This window comes from Rhizobium sp. LC145, assembly GCF_001005825.1.
In the GTDB taxonomy this organism is placed as follows: Bacteria; Pseudomonadota; Alphaproteobacteria; order Rhizobiales; family Rhizobiaceae; genus Neorhizobium.
The window spans coordinates 375,674-395,842 of sequence record NZ_LBHV01000002.1; the positions used below are offsets into that span (position 1 = coordinate 375,674).

17 protein-coding genes are annotated in these 20,169 nt (G+C 61.6%); 9 read left to right on the forward strand and 8 right to left on the reverse strand.

Annotated elements, in window-relative coordinates; genetic code table 11:
- Positions 1 to 58: 58 nt before the first annotated feature.
- Positions 59 to 994 (reverse strand): AraC family transcriptional regulator, encoded by a 936-nt coding sequence (locus tag YH62_RS06490; RefSeq protein ID WP_046793356.1) that lies wholly within the window; start codon positions 992 to 994, stop codon positions 59 to 61.
- Positions 995 to 1,204: 210 nt separating this feature from the next.
- On the opposite strand from YH62_RS06490, the gene YH62_RS06495 reads away from it, so the two are divergent.
- From YH62_RS06495 to YH62_RS06520, 6 genes are read left to right on the forward strand one after another with little or no spacing between them, the layout of a single operon-like run.
- Positions 1,205 to 2,086 (forward strand): sugar ABC transporter permease, encoded by an 882-nt coding sequence (locus tag YH62_RS06495; RefSeq protein ID WP_046793357.1) that lies wholly within the window; start codon positions 1,205 to 1,207, stop codon positions 2,084 to 2,086.
- Between the two features lie 3 nt (positions 2,087 to 2,089).
- A complete protein-coding gene (locus YH62_RS06500; protein WP_046793358.1) occupies positions 2,090 to 2,992 on the forward strand; it encodes a carbohydrate ABC transporter permease in 903 nt (300 codons plus the stop codon).
- A 1-nt stretch (position 2,993) separates the two neighbouring features.
- Positions 2,994 to 4,106, forward strand: a complete 1,113-nt coding sequence (locus tag YH62_RS06505; RefSeq protein ID WP_046793359.1) for an ABC transporter ATP-binding protein — start codon at positions 2,994 to 2,996, stop codon at positions 4,104 to 4,106.
- Positions 4,107 to 4,125: 19 nt separating this feature from the next.
- Positions 4,126 to 5,388: an ABC transporter substrate-binding protein gene (locus YH62_RS06510; protein WP_046793360.1), complete on the forward strand. Its 1,263-nt coding sequence runs from the start codon at positions 4,126 to 4,128 to the stop codon at positions 5,386 to 5,388.
- Between the two features lie 59 nt (positions 5,389 to 5,447).
- Positions 5,448 to 7,001, forward strand: coding sequence for a glycoside hydrolase family 28 protein (locus YH62_RS06515; protein ID WP_046793361.1), 1,554 nt, complete (start codon positions 5,448 to 5,450; stop codon positions 6,999 to 7,001).
- An 11-nt stretch (positions 7,002 to 7,012) separates the two neighbouring features.
- The gene (locus YH62_RS06520; protein ID WP_046793362.1) at positions 7,013 to 8,173 is read left to right on the forward strand and encodes a glycoside hydrolase family 88 protein; all 1,161 of its coding nucleotides are present in this window, start codon (positions 7,013 to 7,015) and stop codon (positions 8,171 to 8,173) included.
- Here the strand turns inward: YH62_RS06520 and YH62_RS06525 are convergent.
- Genes YH62_RS06525 through YH62_RS06550 form a run of 6 tightly spaced genes read right to left on the reverse strand, consistent with a single transcriptional unit; the run spans position 8,160 to position 14,684 of the window.
- Positions 8,160 to 9,077, reverse strand: coding sequence for a PfkB family carbohydrate kinase (locus YH62_RS06525; protein ID WP_046793363.1), 918 nt, complete (start codon positions 9,075 to 9,077; stop codon positions 8,160 to 8,162). The two genes, YH62_RS06520 and YH62_RS06525, sit on opposite strands and share 14 nt — an antisense overlap.
- Positions 9,074 to 10,114 (reverse strand): sn-glycerol-3-phosphate ABC transporter ATP-binding protein UgpC, encoded by a 1,041-nt coding sequence (ugpC, locus tag YH62_RS06530; RefSeq protein ID WP_046793364.1) that lies wholly within the window; start codon positions 10,112 to 10,114, stop codon positions 9,074 to 9,076. The genes YH62_RS06525 and ugpC overlap by 4 nt, the downstream gene beginning before the upstream one ends.
- Positions 10,114 to 11,619 (reverse strand): argininosuccinate lyase, encoded by a 1,506-nt coding sequence (argH, locus tag YH62_RS06535; protein WP_046793365.1) that lies wholly within the window; start codon positions 11,617 to 11,619, stop codon positions 10,114 to 10,116. The genes ugpC and argH overlap by 1 nt, the downstream gene beginning before the upstream one ends.
- A gap of 4 nt (positions 11,620 to 11,623) precedes the next feature.
- Positions 11,624 to 12,466 carry a carbohydrate ABC transporter permease gene (locus YH62_RS06540; RefSeq protein ID WP_046793366.1) on the reverse strand — a complete coding sequence of 281 codons (843 nt, stop codon included), beginning with the start codon at positions 12,464 to 12,466 and terminating at the stop codon, positions 11,624 to 11,626.
- On the reverse strand, positions 12,463 to 13,407 hold the full coding sequence (locus YH62_RS06545) for a sugar ABC transporter permease (protein ID WP_170986270.1): 945 nt from the start codon (positions 13,405 to 13,407) through the stop codon (positions 12,463 to 12,465). The genes YH62_RS06540 and YH62_RS06545 overlap by 4 nt, the downstream gene beginning before the upstream one ends.
- A gap of 11 nt (positions 13,408 to 13,418) precedes the next feature.
- Positions 13,419 to 14,684 (reverse strand): extracellular solute-binding protein, encoded by a 1,266-nt coding sequence (locus YH62_RS06550; RefSeq protein ID WP_082118264.1) that lies wholly within the window; start codon positions 14,682 to 14,684, stop codon positions 13,419 to 13,421.
- A gap of 249 nt (positions 14,685 to 14,933) precedes the next feature.
- On the opposite strand from YH62_RS06550, the gene YH62_RS06555 reads away from it, so the two are divergent.
- From YH62_RS06555 to YH62_RS06565, 3 genes are read left to right on the forward strand one after another with little or no spacing between them, the layout of a single operon-like run.
- Positions 14,934 to 16,160 (forward strand): ROK family protein, encoded by a 1,227-nt coding sequence (locus tag YH62_RS06555; RefSeq protein WP_046793368.1) that lies wholly within the window; start codon positions 14,934 to 14,936, stop codon positions 16,158 to 16,160.
- Positions 16,161 to 16,178: 18 nt separating this feature from the next.
- On the forward strand, positions 16,179 to 18,569 hold the full coding sequence (locus tag YH62_RS06560; protein WP_046793369.1) for a PIG-L family deacetylase: 2,391 nt from the start codon (positions 16,179 to 16,181) through the stop codon (positions 18,567 to 18,569).
- Positions 18,566 to 19,504 carry a DMT family transporter gene (locus YH62_RS06565; RefSeq protein ID WP_046793370.1) on the forward strand — a complete coding sequence of 313 codons (939 nt, stop codon included), beginning with the start codon at positions 18,566 to 18,568 and terminating at the stop codon, positions 19,502 to 19,504. The genes YH62_RS06560 and YH62_RS06565 overlap by 4 nt, the downstream gene beginning before the upstream one ends.
- Here YH62_RS06565 and YH62_RS06570 read toward each other — a convergent pair.
- Entirely contained in the window at positions 19,476 to 20,168 is a 693-nt protein-coding gene (locus YH62_RS06570) for a NapC/NirT family cytochrome c (protein ID WP_046793706.1), read from the reverse strand. The two genes, YH62_RS06565 and YH62_RS06570, sit on opposite strands and share 29 nt — an antisense overlap.
- Position 20,169 lies beyond the last annotated feature (1 nt).

Sequence of the window (20,169 nt, forward strand, 5' to 3'; positions counted from 1 at the left end):
CACCGGCATGATCGTCTGGATCGGCCGGCGATGTGCCGGCTCATTGGAGGAGCGCCGCTCAGGCCGCATCTCTTCCTTGCTCATCTTCCATGCCCGTCAGACGCAGTTCCTGATCCGGTTCGTCGAATCCCAGAAGGCCGCCATGGCGGCTTTGCCGTACCTTGTTCACGTGGGCGCGCGGGCTGAGGCCCAGATTCCGTTTGAACATGCGTGAGAAATAATAGGGGTCGGTATAACCCACCTCCGCGGCAGCGGCTGCAACCGGCATCCCGCCCTCCAGAAAGTGCATTGCCCGCTCCATGCGCTTGAATTCCTGGTATTTCCGCGGTGTCCTTCCCACGCGCTTCTGGAACGCGCGCAAGAAGTAATCATGGTTGTAGGGAGAGGCCTCCACAGCGCGTATGGCGATGTCCACATCGAGCGGATTGGCCGCGATCATCGTGGCGGCCTTCATGACCGCAAGGTCGAGCGCATCTCCGCCCTCCGGTTGATAGGCAGCGCTCCCGCGCCAGCCGATGAAGGCGTCCTCGATGAAGGCGATCAGGAAATACATGAAAAGGTGGTGCTGCCCGAGCGTGATGGAGGAGGGTGGGGCACCCTGGCGGTAGTGGCGGGCAAGCGGTTCGAGCAGGCTCCATCGGCTAAGCCTGATCTTCGGTTGTAATTCCATCTGCGCGAGCAGGTCGTAGCGGCCGTATATGTCGAGCGTGAAGTGCTGCGCGATCCCGATATAAGTCTCGGCTCCTTCGTTCCAACCCTGGAAGCGCTGTCCCCGCGTGATCAGCATGGCATCGCCGGGCTCCATCACCCTCGGCTCTCCATCGATCAGGTAATGCCCGCGCCCTTCGAGACAAATCACCAGATCCTCCACCGGGTTCGTCTTGTCGATCCGCCAGGTTTGCGAATGCTCCATGCGAATTGTCGCGCGCGTGAGGGTCAAATTCAGCGCCGAGGGTGGGATGCTCGATAGAATGCCGCCTTCGATTTCATCCATCTTTTTCCTCCTCTTTGTTAATTCAGTCTGCGCCAAAAATGCGGTTATGTCATCACCGACACCGCAAAAGCGGGCCGAATTCAAGGGAGGAGATCGGAGTGTGAAGGCACTAAGCGTACCGGCGCATTGTGCTTCTCCGATACGGGAGCCTGATTTGTACGAAACCGAACCTCTAATTTTTATGCTCCGGGTCCTTTCGGGAGATGCCGGATGAGGGGCCAGCGCATCCTTGGGCTTGCTTATTTGGCCCCCTATATCGTCGGCCTCGTGGTCTTCACGGCCATGCCGTTCCTCACGTCGCTTTATCTCAGCTTCACGAGCTATGATCTGATGAGCAGTCCGAAATGGTCGGGTCTTGCCAATTACGAAAGGCTGTTTACGCGCGACCGGACGTTCCTGAAATCTCTGAACGTCACGCTGCTCTACGTCTTCATCACCGTTCCGCTGAAGCTTGCTTTTGCCCTCTTCATCGCTGCGATCCTCAACTACAAGCTGAAGTTTATCAACTTCTTCCGCACCGCCTTCTATGTGCCGTCGATCCTCGGCGGTTCCATCGCGATCGCCGTTCTGTGGCGCTATATCTTCGCCAGCGAGGGGCTAGCGAACATGGCGCTCGGCACGGTCGGCCTTGCGCCGGTCGATTGGTTCGGCGATCCGACCAATGCGCTCTTCACCATCACTCTATTGCGCTGCTGGCAGTTCGGCTCGGCAATGGTGATCTTCCTCGCCGCGCTGCAATCCATCGACAAGTCGCTTTACGAGGCCGCCGCGATCGATGGGGCGGGCAAGGTTCGCACCTTCATCTTCATCACCCTGCCGCTGCTGACGCCGGTGATCTTCTTCAACCTCATCATGCAGATGGTCCAGGCATTCCAGGAGTTCAACGGTCCCTACATCATCACCCAGGGCGGCCCGCTGAAATCCACCTATCTCCTACCCCTCTACATCTACGACGAGGCGTTCAAGAAGTTCAACATGGGCTATGCCTCGGCGATCGCCTGGGTGCTCTTCGTCATCATCATGGGCCTGACCCTGGTCGCCTTCTGGTCATCGAAGAAGTGGGTCTACTACGCCGGCGACAAGCGGAGCTGAGCCATGGCAAACTCTCAAACACTCACAGACACGCAGGTTCTCGAGGATGTGCAGGCCGCCCGTCGCGTAAAGATCGGCCTTATATCCGCGACCGTCCGTTACGTGTTGCTGTTCTCCGTCGGGCTGGTGATGCTCTATCCGCTGATCTGGCTGATCGGTGCGAGCTTCAAGACGAATTCGGAGATATTCGCCGGCGCGGGGTTTCTCCCTGAAAGCCCGACACTGGATGGTTACATCAAGGGCTGGCAGACCTCGACACCCTATACTTTCGGGCGCTTCTTCTGGAATTCGTTTCTCATCATCCTGCCCAAGGTGATCGGCACGGCGATTTCCTGCACCATGGCGGCCTATGCCTTTGCCCGGTTCGAATTCCCGTTGAAGAAGATCTTCTTCGTCTCGGTCATCGCCATCCTGCTGCTGCCGAACGTGGTGACGCGCATTCCGCAATACATCCTCTTCCGCGACCTCGGTTGGCTCGACAGCTTCCTGCCGCTCTGGGTGCCCTCGGCAATGGCAGGCGATGCCTTCTTCGTCTTCATGCTGGTGCAATTTCTGCGCTCGCTGCCGAGGGACATGGAGGAGGCGGCGCGCGTCGACGGCGCCAACAGTCTGCAGACGCTCGTCTATATCGTCGTGCCAATGCTGGCGCCCGCGCTGATCTCGGTCTGTCTCTTCCAATTCATGTGGACGATGAACGACTTCCTCGGACCGCTGATCTATCTCTCATCGGTCGACAAATATCCGGTGAGCCTGGCGCTCAAGCTCTCAATCGACACCACCGAAGCCTTCGAGTGGAACCGCATCCTGGCGATGTCGGTCCTGACGATCACCCCTGCGCTGATCGTGTTCTTCGCGGCGCAACGGTATTTTATCGAAGGCATCTCTGCGGGGGGAGTCAAAGGCTGACATGGCACGCGTTCAACTGAAAAAACTGGAAAAGGTCTACGGCAGCTTCAAGGCTGTCCATGGCATCGACCTCGATATCGAGGACGGCGAGTTCATGGTCCTGGTCGGACCCTCCGGCTGCGCGAAATCCACCACCTTGCGCATGGTCGCGGGCCTGGAAGAGATCACCGGCGGCGAAATCCAGATCGGCGAGAGGCGGGTCAACGACCTGCCGCCCGGCAAGCGCTCAATCGCCATGGTCTTCCAGAATTATGCGCTCTATCCGCATATGAAGGTGCGTGGAAACCTCGCTTTCGGGCTGAAGATAGCGGGCCGCCCACGCGCCGAGATCGATGCGGCGATTGAGCAGGTCGCGAAGATCTTGGAGATCGAAACGCTGCTCGACCGGCTGCCGAAGCAGCTTTCGGGCGGACAGGCGCAACGCGTGGCGCTCGGTCGTGCCCTCATCAAGAAGCCGGAAGTGTTTCTCTTCGACGAGCCGCTCTCGAACCTCGATGCGAAGCTGCGCGCTTCCATGCGTGTCAGGATCACCGAACTCCACCGGAGGCTGAAAGCCGAGGGTCTTTCCTCCACCGTGATCTACGTCACCCACGACCAGATCGAGGCGATGACCATGGGCGACCGTATCTGCGTCATGCAGGCGGGCGAGATCATGCAGGTGGCCACCCCGAAGGAGCTCTACAACCATCCGGCCAATCTTTTCGTGGCCGGTTTCATCGGCACGCCCGAGATGAACCTGCTGGATGGAGCGCTGGAAGGAGAGGAATTTGTGATCGGCAGTCAGCGCCTGGCGCTTGGCGCCCATGTGACGAGCCGTCTTTCCACGCTGCCCGGTCAGGCCGTGCTTGGCGTCCGCCCGCAGCATCTTTCGCTTGTCCGCGAGGCGCCGGCGCTCACCGCGCGGCTCTCCAATGCCGAATTCATGGGCCACGAGGTCTATCTCCACGCCGATCTCGAGGGGCGCAAACTGGTGAGTGTGGTCAGCGCCGGGGAGTTCGAGGCGCTCGGCGGCTCCGAACTGATCCGCCTGCGTCCTGATCCGGCGATGCTGCACATTTTCGACAAATCCAACGGCCGCAATGTTTCTCTGCTGGGAGGCAGGCTTGCGGCATAGGCTGAAGAGGAGGAAGACAATGAAAACCCGATATATGCTGGCGGCTCTCGCAAGCGCCGCCGTGACGACCCTCGCGCTCTCGACGGCAGTCCAGGCAGCCGAACTTCGCATGGCCTGGTGGGGTGGGGAAAGCCGCCATGTTGCCACCCAAAAGGCGGCCGAGGCCTGCGGCGTCAAGCATGGCCATACGGTGAAAGGGGAGTTTACCGGTTTCGACGGCTATCTGGAGAAGCTGACGACCCAGATGGCCGGCATGACCGAAGCCGATATCATGCAGGTCAACTGGCCCTGGCTGCCGCTCTTTTCCAAAAATGGAAACGGTTTTGCCGACCTGCGGACGCTGAAAGGGCTCGATCTCGCCAACTGGACGGATGCCGATCTTGCCGCGGGCTCGATGAACGGCGTGCTGCAGGGCCTACCTGTCTCCACCACCGGCCGCGTCTTCTTCTTCAACAAGACGACCTTCGATAAGGCCGGCGTTGCGATCCCCACCAATTGGGATGAGTTTTTCACCGCCACCAAAGCGATCAAGGAAAAGCTCGGCTCCGACCATTACACCTTCAACGCGGTGAAGGAGACCGCGCATCTGGTCACCATCCTCGCGGTCACCCAGGCAACCGGCAAGGACATGGTGGACCCGGCGACCAACCGCGTGGCCTGGACACCGGAAGAACTCGCCCAGGGCATCAATTTTCTCGGCAAGCTCGTGGAATCCGGCGCGATCCGGTCGCAGAAGGAAGAAGCTGCCGACGGCAATGTGAACCTGTTCGAAAAGCCCGCTTGGGCGGAAGGCAGGATCGCAGGTTCCTATGAATGGGATTCGACCTATTCGAAATATGCCGACCCTCTGAAGGAGGGGCAGGTGCTGGAACCCGTGCCGATGCTGAAGCTGGCCGGTGCTGTGACGGACGGCGTCTATCGCAAGCCCTCGATGGTCTTCTCCATCTCCAAGCATTCGAAGGACCCCGAGGCTGCTGCCGAGATCCTGAACTGCCTGCTCAACGAGCCCGAAGGGATCGACGCGCTCGGCACGTCGCGCGGAATTCCCACATCCAAGGCCGCGCTCGAGCGTCTGGGTGACAGCGACAAGCCGGAAGTGCGGGCAAACAAGATCGTCATGGCTTCGAGCGGGCCGGTCGTCTCGCCGTTCAACGAGCATCCGGAAATCCGTGGCGCCTTCATCGATACGCTTGAGGAATATGCCTATGGACAGATCGATGCGGACGGTGCCGCCGAGCAGATCATCGATACCGTGAACGACGTACTCGCCAAGTTCGACTGACGAGCCCATCCGCCTGCCGCTCCACGACGGGGTGGCAGGCCTTGACATGAGACAGACCAATGAACCGACCGACCCTCGTTGCGATCTCGGCGCGGATCGCGGCCCTGCGCCTCGGCATGCCCGGCGCATGCTACCGCTTGCCCGCTGCCGTGGCTTGGCGGCTTTCGCCGATCGGGCATGACGAGGCTGCGCGCGAGGGGCGCACCGATCTGGCGGTGATCCTGCTCGAAGGGCTGGCGCCGGCAAGGCGCTACCGCTTCGAGACGGAAGGTTTCGCCCCGCTCGAACTTGCCACGCGGCCCTGCGCAGGCCTGGTCGAGGCAGCGGATCATGGCCTGGTTGCGGATATCTCGCTGGACGATATGGAGGCGGCGAGGAATAACGCTGTGGCGTTTGCCTCGGTTCTTGCGGCCGTACCCCAGGGCGGGACCCTCCGTCTTGGCCCGGGCCTCTGGACCGCCTTTCCGATAGCACTTGGCAGCGACATCACGCTTCACCTTGCCGCAGGAGCGGTGCTGCGCGCGCCCTCACTGCGCACTGGCTGGCCGATCCTGCCGGCGCGCGACGCGTCCGGCTCGATGCTCGGTAGTTGGGAGGGATTGCCTGCGGCCTGCTTTGCAGCACCCGTACATGCCGTCCGCGCCGAGCGGCTCGTCATCGAGGGGAGGGGGGCGATCGACGGATCGGGTGACCGCGGCGATTGGTGGAGTTGGCCGAAGGAAACGCGCGAGGGCGCGCGCCGGCCGCGTGGCCTCCATCTCATCGGCTGCTCGGATGTGACGCTCCTCGGTTTCACGATCCGCAACGCGCCGTCCTGGACGATCCATCCGCAAGGCTGCCGGAACGTTGTCGCCGCTGGCCTTACCATTGCGGCCCCGCATGACAGCCCAAACACGGACGGCTTCAACCCGGAAAGCTGCCGGGATGTCCGCATCGAAGGCGTACGTTTTTCGGTCGGAGACGATTGCATCGCGATCAAGGCGGGCAAGCGCGATGCGAACGGCGAGGTGGATCATCTTGCCGAAACGCGAGGGGTGCATGTGCGCCATTGCCTGATGGAGCGCGGTCATGGTGGGCTGGTCATCGGTTCGGAAATGTCAGGCGGCGTTCACGATGTCACCATCGAGGATTGCGAAATGATCGGCACCGATCGCGGTTTGAGGCTCAAAACCCGCAGGGGAAGAGGCGGGGCGATTACCGGCATCTCCATGCGCCGGGTGCGGATGGATGGCGTTCATACCGCGCTTTCCGCGAACGCCCACTACCATTGCGATGCAGACGGGCACGACGAATGGGTCCAGTCGCGGCTACCCGCTTCGATCGGGCCCGGCACGCCGTTGATCGACGGCGTCACCGTGGAGGATGTGGATATACACGGCCTTTCGCACGCGGCGGGCGCTTTCCTCGGACTGCCGGAATCCCCTATCCGGAATATCCGCATTCGTGGCCTGCGCATCCTTTCCCTGAACCCGGATGCCGAACCGACGCCGCCGATCATGGCAGATCGCGTCCGCCCGATGCGCCACGAGACCATTGTCGCGGAGCAGGCGGACGTCGACTGCGATGATCCGGCTCTTCTCGCCCCAGGCTCCGTCAGCCTTCCTCTCGCATGAGTGCGCGCCCCATGAACCCTATCGATTATTTCGACCAGTTTTGCCGCAACTACGAGCCCTACAAGGGCGGCGTCTGGTGTTACGAGGATGGCTGCATCTATCGCGGCCTCGATCTCCTGCACGAAGCGACCGGCGATGCGCGCTGGCGCGAACATCTCCTGCGGCTGAGTTCGGCACAGATCGGCCGGGATGGAAAGCTTGCCGGCTATGATCCGGAGGAGTTCAATATCGACAATATCCTTTCCGGGCGCATCCTCTTTCCCCTTACGAAGGAAACGGGCGATCCGCGCTATATGGCGGCGGCGCGTCACCTTGTCGGGCAGCTCGACAGGCACCCCCGCATCCTCTCGGGCAATTATTGGCACAAGAAGCGCTATCCGCATCAGGTGTGGCTGGATGGCCTCTATATGGCTTTGCCCTTTCAGATTGAGTATGCGCGGGCTACCGGCGAGATGTCACGCATCGCCGATGCGCTGTCGCAGTTTTCCACTGCCCTTGCACTGACTTCGACGGCAGGCGGATTGCATGTGCATGGCTATGACGAAAGCCGCAGACAGCGCTGGTCGGATCCCGCCACTGGCAAATCCCCGGCCGTATGGGGACGAGCCATGGGCTGGCTCGCCATGGCTCTGGTCGATGCGCTGGCCCTGTTGCCGGAAGACGGCGCGACAAGGCCTCTTCGGATCCGCGCCCGTGCCATCCTGCTGGCGCTTGCGGAGCGTCAGGCTTCTTCCGGTCTTTGGCCGCAGGTGATGGATGCTCCTCCGGATCTTGTTGGAAACTACGAGGAAAGCTCCGCCTCGGCCATGCTCGTCTACGCCTTCCTGCGCGCCGTGCGTACCGGACTGGCGGAAGGAAACGAGACCGATGCCCTTCGACTTGCGGGTGAACGAGGCCTCAATGCCCTGATCGGCACGCGCCTTGTCCGGCAGGGTGGCGGTGTTCGCTTTACTGGCATCTGCCAGGTCGCAGGTTTGGGGACCGTATCGGGGCCCTATCGCGACGGAACGCCCGCCTACTATCTGACCGAGCCGGTCGTCGCCGACGATTCCAAGGGTGTCGGCCCGTTGATGATGGCGTTCGCGGAAGCCTTCATGCTGGACACGAGGCAATCGCTTGAACTCGTTATTGATGCGATGGCTGGCAGGCCACAGGGCGTCAAGCACCCCTAACCTGGGACACGGCACGCGAGAACACCGTTGCGCCGCCCGGCGCCTGGATGGCAAGGCTGGCGGCACGGATTCCTGCCTCCAGCCACTGTTCTTCCGGCGCGCGCCGCAGCCAGGCATCGATAAAGCCCGCGTTGAATGCATCGCCCGCGCCGGTCGTGTCCACCACCGGCACTTTTTGGGCGGGGACGTGTAGGACGCGCTCGCCGAATTTCAGCCATGCACCGTCGGCGCCGCCCTTCAGCGCGACCAGCGGAAAGGCCCGGCTGAGATTTTCCAGAGCCGCCTCGGGATCACGCCGGCCGGTCATGGCTTCCGCTTCCTCCAGATTGGGCAGGAAGATATCGACGCCTTTGCAGGCGTCAAACAGGCCGGGATCACGGATCAGTTTCTCATCCCAGCTCGGGTCAAGGGAAACTGTCAATCCCTTCGCTTTGGCAAGCGAAACGAGTTCCGGGATCTCGTGCAGCGTGGCGTATTCGGCGATATGGAGATGGCAGGCCTCATCCCAGGACAGGCTTTCGTCCAGCGTGGAGGGCTTGGCGCCGCCAGCCCGGCGCGTCAGAAAAGCACGCTCCTCACCCACAACGGATGCGACCGTCACCTGAGGGCCGGCTTCCGCGGAATGCTCGATGAAACGTAGATCGGCGCCGCTCGCCCGTATCTGGGTCTCCACCTCGGCCGAGAGTGGATCAGTACCGAGCCTAGCTACCAACGCGGTCCGGCGACCGGCATGAACGAAATGCGCGGCTGCGATGAAGGCCCCGCCGCCGGCCGCGATTTCCATGCCCTCGGCGAACACTTCCCTGCCAAGCTGAGGAAACCCGCCAAGGCCAGTGAAGATCAGGTCGCAGTAAATCCGCCCTATGCAGAGCACTGCGGAAGCATCGTTTGTCGGGGTCATCATGAACGGCCCAGGAATTTCTCGGTTCCGGCATCGAAGAGATAAAGGCTACCCGTCGCCGCTTCGCAGCTAAGTTGACGTCCCACTTCCGGGACGAACTTGTCCCGCGCCGTCGCGATCACGGAAGTGCCCGCGGTATCCAGGTGCACCAGTGTTTCCGGGCCGAGAGGTTCGACGGCCGTCACCCTGCCGGTCAGGCTGAAACCGTTTCCGCCTGCCGGCGTGGGCCGGGCGAGCAGATCATGCGGACGGACGCCGATCAGAAGATCGCCGGACGCGACCAGACTGACGCCAGCACCGGTCCGCTGCCCGGCCACGAGGTTCATCGACGGGCTTCCGATGAAGCGGGCGGTGAAGACATCGACAGGGTTTTCGTAGAGTTCCGACGGCGTGCCGACCTGCAGGATATTGCCGTCCTTCATAACGACGATCCGGTCGGCCATGGTCATCGCCTCGATCTGGTCGTGGGTGACATAGACAGTCGTGGTTTTGAGCCGCTGGTGCAAGCGCTTGATCTCGATGCGCATCTGCGAGCGGAGCTGGGCATCGAGGTTGGAAAGCGGTTCGTCGAAGAGGAAGGCTGCCGGATCACGAACCATGGCGCGGCCGATCGCGACGCGCTGGCGCTGGCCGCCGGAAAGTGCCGCCGGGCGGCGGTCGAGCAGCGCTTCGAGGCCGAGAATCTTGCCGGCGTCTTCGATCCTCTTGTCCTTTTCCGCCTTGCTGAGCTTTGAGGTATAGAGCCCGAAGCCGATGTTCTGGCGCACGCTCATATGCGGGTAGATCGCATAGTTCTGAAAGACCATGGCGATGTTGCGCTGTTTCGGTTCGCGCTCGTTGACGACGTCCTCGCCGATTTTGAGCGTGCCGTCGGAGATTTCCTCCAGCCCTGCGATCATGCGCAGCGTCGTGGATTTGCCGCAGCCGGAAGGGCCGACGAAGACGACGAATTCCCCGTCTGCGATCGAGAGGTCTATACCCTTGACCGCTTCGATCTTGCCGTAGCGCTTCACGATCTTGTCGAGTTCTATCGTCGCCATCAGCGGGCTCCCAGGGCGGTGAACTTTTCTTTCAGCTCCGCGGCGGCGGCGGCTTCGTGATCGGCAGCCTGCCTTGCGTCGGCCTCGAAAGCTCCAAGCTTTTCGCGATAGGCGGTGATGGCCTCGGTCATCGGCTCCGGCGCCGGCCCGCCGAAGCGCCCGCGCACGGCGACGAAATGCTCGGGTGAAACGATCTCCTTGAACTTCTGGAAATCGACAGAAGGCTTGCGACCGGCCAGATGCTCGAAAGCCTTGAGGAAGGGCTCGTAACCGTCATCGGTCAGGCTGCCCTTGGCAGCGACGACGCTCTTTGCCGTCGCCGCGGCGATCTCGTGCGCTTCGCGGAAGGACAGGCCCTCGATCCGCACCAGCGAGTCGGCTAATTCCGTAATCGTGATGCAGGAGCGGCGGATGTTACTCTCGACGCGCTCCGGATCGATCCGGATCTGGGCGATGAGGGCCGTAAGCAGGTCGAGCACCCGCGAGGCGGAAGCGAAGGCTTCATAGCCCATGCCTTGCGTCTCGCCCTCGCTGTCGTTCATGTCCGTGAAGGGCGTGTTGTGCATCACGTCCAGCATGGTGCGCGCCCGGCCGAATGTCTGGCTTGCGAGATGGCGCAAGTGCTCGATCGGTACCGGGTTGCGCTTCTGCGGCATGATCGATGAGATCTGCACCAGCGCGTTCGGCACGTAGATCTGGCCCACCTCGAAGCTTGTCCAGAACTGGAAATCCTGGATGAGGCGCCCCAGATGCAGGAACATCAGTTCGATCGCTGAATAGGTCGCGGTCGTGTAATCGACGGCCGCGATGCAGGAATAGGAGTTGCGAAGCGGTGCGGAAAAGCCGAGCAGTTCCGCGACGCGTGCGCGATCGATCGGAAAGCCGGACGTGGTGATCGCAGCAGCGCCCATGGGCGAAAGATCGACGATCCGTCGCGCATCCGCGAAGCGCTCGATGTCCCGGATCAGCACCTCGATCGCAGCAGAGAGATAGTGGCCGAAGGTCGTCGGCTGGGCCGGCTGTCCATGCGTATAGGCGACGATGAGGGTGGACTTCTCCCGTTCGGCAGCGTCGATCATGGTGGCGAGCAGCAGCCTTGCCTTTTCCATCAGCGCATCGATCTTCTCCTTCAGGCCGAGCTTGAAGAGCGTGTGATCGATATCGTTGCGCGAGCGGGCGGTGTGCAGACGGCCGGCGATATCGACTCCGATCCGCGCCCTCAGCTCCTTCTCGATCAGGAAGAAGAAGTCTTCGACCTCGCCGGTATAAACGAGCGTTGAAGGATCGATTTCCCGGTCGATGGCTTCCAGCGCATTGGCGATCTTGGCCGCAAGCTCCTTGTCGAGGATGCCGGTCTCGACCAGCATTACCAGATGTGCGCGGTCGATCCTGCGGAATCCATCCACATGATGGCTCTTGGCGCCGTCGAAGAGCGGCTTGAGCACGGTTTCCTTGTAGATCGGATCGGGAAATTTACTGGTATCGGAAAGGCGCGGGTCCGCCATGGCACTATCCTTTCAGGCCCGCCAGCATGACACCGCGGACGATGTAACGCTGCAGGACGATGAAGACGAGAAGCGTGGGAATGGTGGCGATCGCCGCGCCGGTCATGATCATTTCCCACTGGATGGACTGCTCGACGGCGAAGCTCGAAAGCCCGACCGGCAGCGTGTAGAGTTCCTTGCTGGTCGTGACGATCAGCGGCCAGAAGAAGGCCGTCCAGTTGCCGAGGAAGGTGAAGATCGCGAGCGCCGATAGTGCGGGTGTGACCAGCGGCAGGGCCACCTTCCACCAGATCTGGAATTCGTTGAGGCCGTCGACGCGAGCCGCTTCGATGAAATCGTTCGGGACGGTTTCGAAGAACTGCTTCATCAGAAAGGTGCCGAAAGCGGTCATCATGCCCGGGAACATGATGCCCCAATAGCTGTCGAGCCAGCCGAGCTGGCTGGACATCAGATACCACGGGATGACCAGCATTTCCGTCGGGATCATAAGCGTCGAGAGGATGGCGAGAAAGATGAAGTAGCGGCCGCGGAACTCGAACTTCGCAAGCGTGTAGCCGACCAGGCTATCGAAGAAGCAGTTCGACAGCGTCACGATGATGGCGATCAGCGTCGAGTTGAAGAACCAGCGCAGGAAGCGTCCATCCGCAAGAACCGCGACATAATTTGCAAGCGTCGGCGCGGCTGGAATGAGGCGCAGGTCGTAAACCTGGTCGGCAGTCTTCAGCGACGTGGAGAACATGAAGAGCAAGGGCGAGATCATGATGAGCCCGCCGATGAACAGAAGAGTCCAGGTGACGATCGTGCCGGGGCGGATGTTCGGGCGATGGAGGGCTGGTGCTTCGCTCATTTCTTTTCCCTCAGGATCCAGAGTTGCAGGAGCGAGACGATCAGCAGGATGGTGAAGAGCACCACCGTCTGCGCCGCCGCATACCCCATCGCATATGAATTGAAGGCAGTCTGGTAGATCATCAGAACCAATGGCTTGGTCGACCCGAGCGGCCCGCCCGGGTCGTTGGTGGTCATGTTGTAGACCTGGTCGAAGATGCGCAGGAAGCCGATGGACGAGAAGACCACTAGGAAGACCGTCGTGGGTTTGAGAAGCGGCAAAGTGATCTTGCGAAGGATCGCCCATTCGCCGAGTCCATCGATGCGGGCCGCTTCGTAGAATGTCGTCGATATGGCGCGCAATCCGGCCATGAAGATGATGATCTGGAAGCCGAGTCCGGCCCAGATGGCCGTGACCATGATGGAATAAAGTGCCTGATCCGTCGAGCGGATGAAAGGCTGTTGAGGGAGCCCGAGCATGCCGAAGACGTCATTGATGATGCCGATCGGCGGCGGCTGGTAGAACCAGCGCCAGACCCAGGCCATGGCGGCGGCGGTCGTCAGATAAGGCAGGAAATAGAGCGCACGGATGAAGCCATGCAGGAACCGCACGCGATCGAGGAAGAAGGCGATCGCGAAGGCAAGCACCAGGCTGATCGGTGTGCCGAGGATCAGGTATGTGAAAGTGTTTTTAAACACCTTCCAGAATTGCGGATCGCTGAAGAGCTTGGTGTAATTGGTGAATCCGATGAACTTCGCCGGCCGCAACAGGTCCCAGTTGGTCAGCGAAAGCCAGAATGCCTGCAGCGTCGGGTAGAAGCGGATCACGGAATAGAAGAGGATTGGCAGGGCAAGGAACCCCCAGACCCAGAGCAACCTTTTCGTGCGCATCGAAAAGCCGCTTGCGCGCATGCCGCCGGGGCGGGCAAGCGCCGCCCCCTTTCGTTCAACCGACACAGTCATCGAAACCTCCGTTACGGCTTGGCCGCGTCGATGATTTCCTGTTCGGCCTCGGCCGCCTGCTTGATCGAATCCTCGACCGACTGGCCCTCGAGCAACACACGGTTTGCCATGTCTATGGCGTTCTGGCGCTGGGCGGCTTCATCCTTGAACAGCGTCGTATGCGCGTATTCCAGACCTCTCAGGAAAGGACCGTAGATCGGGTCTTGAACGTTCTTTTCCGTCAGGGCCGCCGAACGGCGGGCCGGGAGCTCTCCCACTTCTTTTAGCCAGAGATCCATCGCTTCAGGCGAGGTGAGATAGGCCAGGAACTTCTTGGAGGCTTCCAGCTCTTCGCCTTCCGTCTTGGCGCTGATGGCGTTTGCGAAATAGCTCGCATAGTTCGACCGCACGCCTTCGGCATTGGCCGGCAGTTCGGTCACGCCCCATTCGAAATCCTTGATCGTCTTGAACGATCCCAGCCGGAAGGTGCCGTCGATCGTCATGCCGGCCATGCCGGCGCGGAAGGCGGCCTGGCCCTCGTCCATGAAGCCCGCCTGGCCGATCTTCTTTTCGAGCTGCAGGCTGGTATAGAATTTCAAGGCCTGAATGCCGGCTTCGTTGTCGTAATTTACCTTCTCGTCGTTGTCGGTATAGGGCGTGCCGCCGTATTGGCGGATCAGCACTTCACGCCACCACTGGTGATCCTGGCCGCCCATGTCGAGCGTGGAACCGGCGACCGTCAGGTTCCCCGAGGCATCGTGCTTGGCGATCTTTTCGGCTGCGGCCACGAATTCGTCGAGCGTCTTCGGCGGGTTGTTGGGGTCGAGACCAGCCTCGGTGAAGAGCTTCTTGTTGTAGAAGAGGGCGAGCGAGCGGACAGCGGTCGGCAGCCCGTAATAATCTTCGCCGCGCTTCATGGCGCTGACGATGGGGAAGAACTCGCTTTCGATCTTGTCGTGCGGGAAGGTGTCGGCCGGCAGCGGCTGCAGCAATTCGCCGGCGACGAACTTGTCGAGCCAGCCATAGAAGAGCTGCATGACATCAGGCCCCTGGCCAGCCATATTGGCCGCGATGACGCGCGTCTGGTAATCCGCATAGGGAAAGGTCACATGTTTGACGGTGATATCCGGATTGGCCTTCTGGAACTCGGCGATAAGCTGATCCATCGCCTTCACGCGCGTGTCGAAGACATATTGCCAATATTCGATTTCCACCGCCTGTGCGGCATTGAATGCGAACGTGCTGAAGCCGGCAACGAGACCGGCGAACAAAGTTGCCTTGCGCATGTGAGCCTCCATTTTGCCCCGCCGGGTTTGCCGGTCTGAGGTCACGTTTGTTCCCTGCGGCCGGCTGCCTATCGACCGACCTGCTTATGGATATGCGGAGGGTTCACGTTCGCTCCTCCGCCGCTGCGCTCAACCCCCGCAGCTGCCCCCTTACGGTTCCCCGCATCGGTCCGTTTGTCAATAAGATAATTTACTTGAATTATTTTATTCCCCGAGGCAGGTTCCTGCGATGGCACATACCGGCAACTGAAAGTCGGCGACATGACAATACAAACGATCGGCGCGCATCCGGTGGCTCTGGGGAAAAATCCTGAACGAAGCCGCGAGCACAACCGGCGTGTGGTGCTGGATGTGGTGCGCCGGCACGGCTCGCTCGGACGCGCGCATATCGCGAAACTGACCCAACTCACCCCCCAGGCGGTCGCCAACATCGTCGACGAACTTGTGGGAGAGCGGCTGCTGATGGAAATGGGGCGCCTGCGCTCTGGACGCGGCCAGCCGCCAATCCAGTTCGCGGTCAATCCGGAAGGCGGCGCGACGATCGGCGTGGAGATCGCCGCAGACCACATGGTGGCGGTCGCGCTCGATCTTTCGGGTCGGCTTCGAGACAAGCGCATTACGCCGCTCAAGGACACGACGCCGGACCACATCCTTTCAACGTTCGCAGAAGAGCTTTCCGCCCTCAACCGATCCGTCGCTTCGAAGCTTCTCGGCGTTGGCGTCGTGATGCCGGGTCCTTTCGAGATCGAAGGAATGACTTCGGTCGGACCGACAACACTTGCCGGTTGGGCAGGGGTCGATGCGGCTGCGGCGCTCAGCAAGGCTTGCGGACATGCGGTCGTCGTCGAAAACGACGCGACGGCCGCGGCCGTCGGCGAGCGGCTGTTCGGTGCCGGTCTGGCGATCTCCAATTTCTGCATGATCTATTTCGGCGTGGGTATCGGCCTCGGCATCATCCAGGATGGTTCGCCCTATCGGGGGGCTTTCGGCAATGCCGGGGAAATCGGCCATGTCACCGTCGCGCCGAAGGGACGACCGTGCCCCTCCTGTGGGCAGCGAGGCTGTCTCGAGGGCTATGCCTCGGCCTATGTGCTGAAGGAGAAGCTCGCCGGCGTGGGAATAGAGAATTGCGAGGTTGCCGATCTCGAAAGGCTGCATGCTGCCGCCCATCCGGTGGTGGAGGGATGGGTCGAGGAGGCCGCCGCCTATCTCGGCCCCATGGTCGCGATGCTTGAAAACATCCTCGACCCGCAGACGGTGATCCTCGGCGGTGCTCTGCCGGACGCCGTCATCGATGACATCATTCGCCGCATGGGCAACCTGCCCACGTCCGTGGCAAGCCGGCGTCAGCGCGCCTTGCCGCGCGTGCTGCGCGGCCAGACGGGGCAATTGACCGCGGCGCTCGGAGCCGCATCGCTGCCGCTGTTCCATGTCGTGACGCCGAAGCTGGAGACCTCGCTTACGGCGATCGCCGATATTCCTGCGTGATATACTGGAGGAGTTTTCATGCTGACCGCCCGCGAACGCATCGAACGGCAGATGGCCGATCCCGCCCTCGTGCGGCTTCACCGCAAGCTGTCGCGGTTGAAATCCACAGTCACGGTGATGAACACCGGAGCGCATCCCGACGACGAGCAGAACGGCATGCTCGCCTGGTTCCGGCTTGGGCTCGGCGTTCGGGTCATCATCGCCTGCTCGACACGCGGCGAGGGCGGCCAGAATGCGCTCGGTCCGGAGCGCCTCGGCGCGCTTGGGGTGATCCGCTCGCGCGAGCTTGAAGAAGCTGCACGCGTTTTGGATGCCGATGTCTGCTGGCTGGGCCACGGTCCGCAGGATCCGGTTCACGATTTCGGTTTTTCCAAGGATGGGGATGCGACGTTCGGCCGATGGGGCGAGGCGCGCATCGTCGAACGGCTGGTGCGCGCCTACCGTCAGGAGCGTCCGGACATCGTCATTCCAACCTTCTTGGATGTGCCGGGCCAGCATGGGCATCATCGGGCAATGACACGTGCTGCCGAGGCCGCGATCGCGCTGGCAGCCGACCGACAAGCCTATCCCGAGCAACTGGCCGAGGGGCTGAAGCCCTGGACGGTTTCAAAATACTATCTTCCGGCCTGGTCCGGGGGCGGCGGCACCTATGATGACGAGGTACCACCGCCCGATGCGACGCTGACCGTAACGGTCGATGGCCGGGAGCCGGTAAGCGGTGCGGAATACGACCGGATCGGCGAGTGGTCGCGCTACTATCATGCCTCCCAGGGAATGGGTCACTGGCCGAAAGAACCGGATCGGGCCTGGCCACTGCATCTGAAACTGTCCGCGACCGAGGTAAGGGAAGAGCGCTCCATCCTCGAAAACCTGCCGTCATCGCTTGCCGAGCTTGCCCGTATTCCGGGCGCCGGCGGCGAGGCGCTGCGTGCGGCAGATCATGCGATTGCGGCCGCGATTTCGGCTTTTCCGGATCGTGAGAGGATCATAACCGCACTTGTCGAGGCAGCGGGCCATCTGGAGCGTGCCGTCCTGTCGGCATCTGAAGAATTCCTCGCTTGGCACGGCCACCGTGTCGCCCGCAAACGGGCGGAGGTGGACGCAGCGATCCTTGAAGCCGCTGCCGTCTTCGAACGGGCCTATGTCGAACCCCCCGCCATTTCTCCAGGCGGCGTGGCGAGGCTAACGGTGGAAGTGGGCGAGGGAGCGGAGCGCATGGTCAAAGTGGTGCCGCACCTGCCGGAAGGCGTCTCGTTCTCGCGGCTCTCAACGGACAAGGACCAGGTCTTTTCGCTGACGGCGGATGCCGATGTTCCATTGTCGGGCCTCTATCTGCCGAGCTGGACCTCTCTTGAGGGCAACGGCCATGCCTGCGTCGCCCTCTCGGCCGAAATCGGCGGCCGCACCGTGAAGGGGGCGTTCGATCTGGAGGAACTTTTCGCAGTCGTGCCAGCCCAGTCGCTCACACTTGTTCCGGATGCGTTGATCATCCCGCTCGACACATCGCCAAGGGAATGGCCGGTTCAAGCCAAGATTTCAGGCGCCGAAGCGGCGGTATCCTTCAACGTTCCCGTCGGCTGGACGATGAAGAAGAACGAGGAGGATTGGCTGCTATCTTCAGCAGAGGCCGTGAAACCCGGCCTCGTCGAGATCCCGGCTGAGATCGGTAGCCGCCCCGCCTACCAGACGACGCCGATTGCCTATCCGCATATCGGCCGAGCGAGCTTCCAGGCACCGGCCGTGCTCAGGATTTTGCCGCTCGATCTGAAGCTGCCGGAAGGTGCGCGGATCGGCTATGTCGGCGGAGGCGCCGACCACGTCGGTAGCTGGCTTGGGCGCATGGGCCTCGACGTGACGGAACTCGATGCGGATGCTCTTTCTGGCGATCTCTCTCGATTCACCACGATCGTGGTCGGGATATTCGCTTTCGGCATCCGCAGGGATCTCGCTTTGGCGACGGAACGATTGCATCGCTTCGTCGAGGAGGGCGGCCATTTGGTGACGCTGTACCACCGCCCAAGCGATGGCTGGAGCCCTGAAAGGACACCGGTGCGTCGGATCGAGATCGGCTCGCCGTCGTTGCGCTGGCGGGTCACGGACCCTCAGGCGGAGGTTATCGTGCTGTCGCCGGATCATGTTCTGATGCAGGCCCCCAACGTCATCGGGGCCGAAGACTGGCGGGACTGGGACAAGGAACGCGGCCTCTATTTCGCGTCCCGCTGGGACGAGGCCTATGAACCTCTGCTCGCCATGCACGACGTCAACGAGCAGCCGCTCGAAGGGGCGCTGATCTCCGGCTCCATCGGCAAAGGCCGCCATACCCATACCAGCCTGGTTCTGCATCATCAGCTCGACAAGCTGGTGCCCGGCGCTTTCCGGCTGATGGCCAATCTCGTGCAACCGGCGTGAGCGGGCAGGCGGCACAAGAAATGGAAGGAGAGCGGGCATCCAATGCTCGCATCGGGGTGGGCTGGCTATTGTTGGACATGACGCTCGTTGCGGGCGGCATGACGGCGCTGGTCAAGGCTCAGGGGGCCACCTATCCCGCCTTCCAGCTGGTGTTCATCCGCGCGATGGTGGGGCTTTTCTTCATCCTGCCGCTGATCTGGCGTCATCGGCTGGAAATGACCCGCATCAAGCACCCGTGGCGCAACATCGTTCGCATCTCCTGCAATGCCGCCGCACTGTCGAGCAACTTTCTGGCGATCACCATTCTCCCATTGGCGACCGTGAATGCCGTGGGCTTCTCACGGCCGCTGGTCACCATGGCCATGGCGGTGGCCATGCTCGGCGAGACCGTGAGCTGGCTCCGATGGCTCGGCGCCCTCGGTGCATTCGGAGGCGTCCTGATCGTGATCGCGCCGGGGACCGCCGGTTTCGATGCGAAGGTGCTGGTCGTGCTGGTTTCGGTGGTTTTCGGTTCCCTGGCAATCATCCAGACGCGAGCCTTGAGGGACGAGAACACGACTGTGATGATGGTGTTCTACACCCTTGGCCTGGCGGTGATCACCGCCATTCCCGCCATCATGACCTGGCAGCCGGTCCGGCCCTCCGATTGGCTGCCTCTGCTCGGCATCGGTTTTCTCGCCCAGATCGGCCAATATTGCTTTCTGCGGGCTTATCGTATCGCCGACGCCAGTGTTCTGGCGCCGGTGGGCTATCTTTCCATCGTCTTCACTGCGGCGGTCGGCTATGTCTTTTTCGGCGAAGTGCCGGAGGCTCGCGTGATCCTCGGCGTCGTGGTCATTCTCGCTTCGCTCCAAGCTTCAGCCTGGCTGGAGAGAAGGATGAAACGACGCGCCATCCCATCGCGAGCTAAAGCCCGGCATGAGCGTCCTCGATGACCGCCCTCAGGTCGTCGATCGGGGTCGAGCCGGCCATCTTCTTGCCTTCCAGTTCCCGCGGCACCTTCCAGCCGGGATCGATGCCTTCCATGTTAGGAAGTTCATGCGCAATACCCTTGTGGCAATCGATACAGGTTGCCTGGCCCGACAGCAGATAGCGGGTGTGTATCTCGGCGGCGCGCTGCGTCTGCTTTTGAAGGTCCATCGCCATCGACGAATGGCAGTTGCGGCATTCCAGGCTATCGTTGGCCTTCAATCGCGCCCATTCGTGCTGCGCCAGTTCCAGCCGTTTTTCCAGGAATTTCGGCCGGGTATTGATCGTGCCGAAGATCTTGCCCCAGACTTCCTTGGACGCCTGCATCTTGCGGGCGATCTTGTCGGTCCAGTTGTGCGGAACGTGGCAATCGGGGCAGGAGGCGCGGACACCAGAGCGGTTGGAGAAATGGATGGTGCGGGTCAGCTCCTCGTAGACGTTGTCGCGCATCTCGTGACACGAGGTGCAGAATTTCTCGGTATTGGTTATTTCGAGGGCGGTGTTGAACGCCCCCCAAAACATCACTCCCCCGATGAAACCACCAAGAGTGAGGAAGCCGAGGCCGAGTGTTCCGGCGGGCGTGGCGAGGATATTCCAGGCCCAGAGGATGATTTTCTTGATCCAGGCGATC

Bases quoted from the DNA above. Each gene is read 5' to 3' on its own strand.
- YH62_RS06490 (WP_046793356.1), bottom strand. From the start codon at position 994: ATGGATGAAATCGAAGGCGGCATTCTATCGAGCATCCCACCCTCGGCG.
- YH62_RS06495 (WP_046793357.1), top strand. From the start codon at position 1,205: ATGAGGGGCCAGCGCATCCTTGGGCTTGCTTATTTGGCCCCCTATATC.
- YH62_RS06500 (WP_046793358.1), top strand. From the start codon at position 2,090: ATGGCAAACTCTCAAACACTCACAGACACGCAGGTTCTCGAGGATGTG.
- YH62_RS06505 (WP_046793359.1), top strand. From the start codon at position 2,994: ATGGCACGCGTTCAACTGAAAAAACTGGAAAAGGTCTACGGCAGCTTC.
- YH62_RS06510 (WP_046793360.1), top strand. From the start codon at position 4,126: ATGAAAACCCGATATATGCTGGCGGCTCTCGCAAGCGCCGCCGTGACG.
- YH62_RS06515 (WP_046793361.1), top strand. From the start codon at position 5,448: ATGAACCGACCGACCCTCGTTGCGATCTCGGCGCGGATCGCGGCCCTG.
- YH62_RS06520 (WP_046793362.1), top strand. From the start codon at position 7,013: ATGAACCCTATCGATTATTTCGACCAGTTTTGCCGCAACTACGAGCCC.
- YH62_RS06525 (WP_046793363.1), bottom strand. From the start codon at position 9,077: ATGATGACCCCGACAAACGATGCTTCCGCAGTGCTCTGCATAGGGCGG.
- ugpC (WP_046793364.1), bottom strand. From the start codon at position 10,114: ATGGCGACGATAGAACTCGACAAGATCGTGAAGCGCTACGGCAAGATC.
- argH (WP_046793365.1), bottom strand. From the start codon at position 11,619: ATGGCGGACCCGCGCCTTTCCGATACCAGTAAATTTCCCGATCCGATC.
- YH62_RS06540 (WP_046793366.1), bottom strand. From the start codon at position 12,466: ATGAGCGAAGCACCAGCCCTCCATCGCCCGAACATCCGCCCCGGCACG.
- YH62_RS06545 (WP_170986270.1), bottom strand. From the start codon at position 13,407: ATGACTGTGTCGGTTGAACGAAAGGGGGCGGCGCTTGCCCGCCCCGGC.
- YH62_RS06550 (WP_082118264.1), bottom strand. From the start codon at position 14,684: ATGGAGGCTCACATGCGCAAGGCAACTTTGTTCGCCGGTCTCGTTGCC.
- YH62_RS06555 (WP_046793368.1), top strand. From the start codon at position 14,934: ATGACAATACAAACGATCGGCGCGCATCCGGTGGCTCTGGGGAAAAAT.
- YH62_RS06560 (WP_046793369.1), top strand. From the start codon at position 16,179: ATGCTGACCGCCCGCGAACGCATCGAACGGCAGATGGCCGATCCCGCC.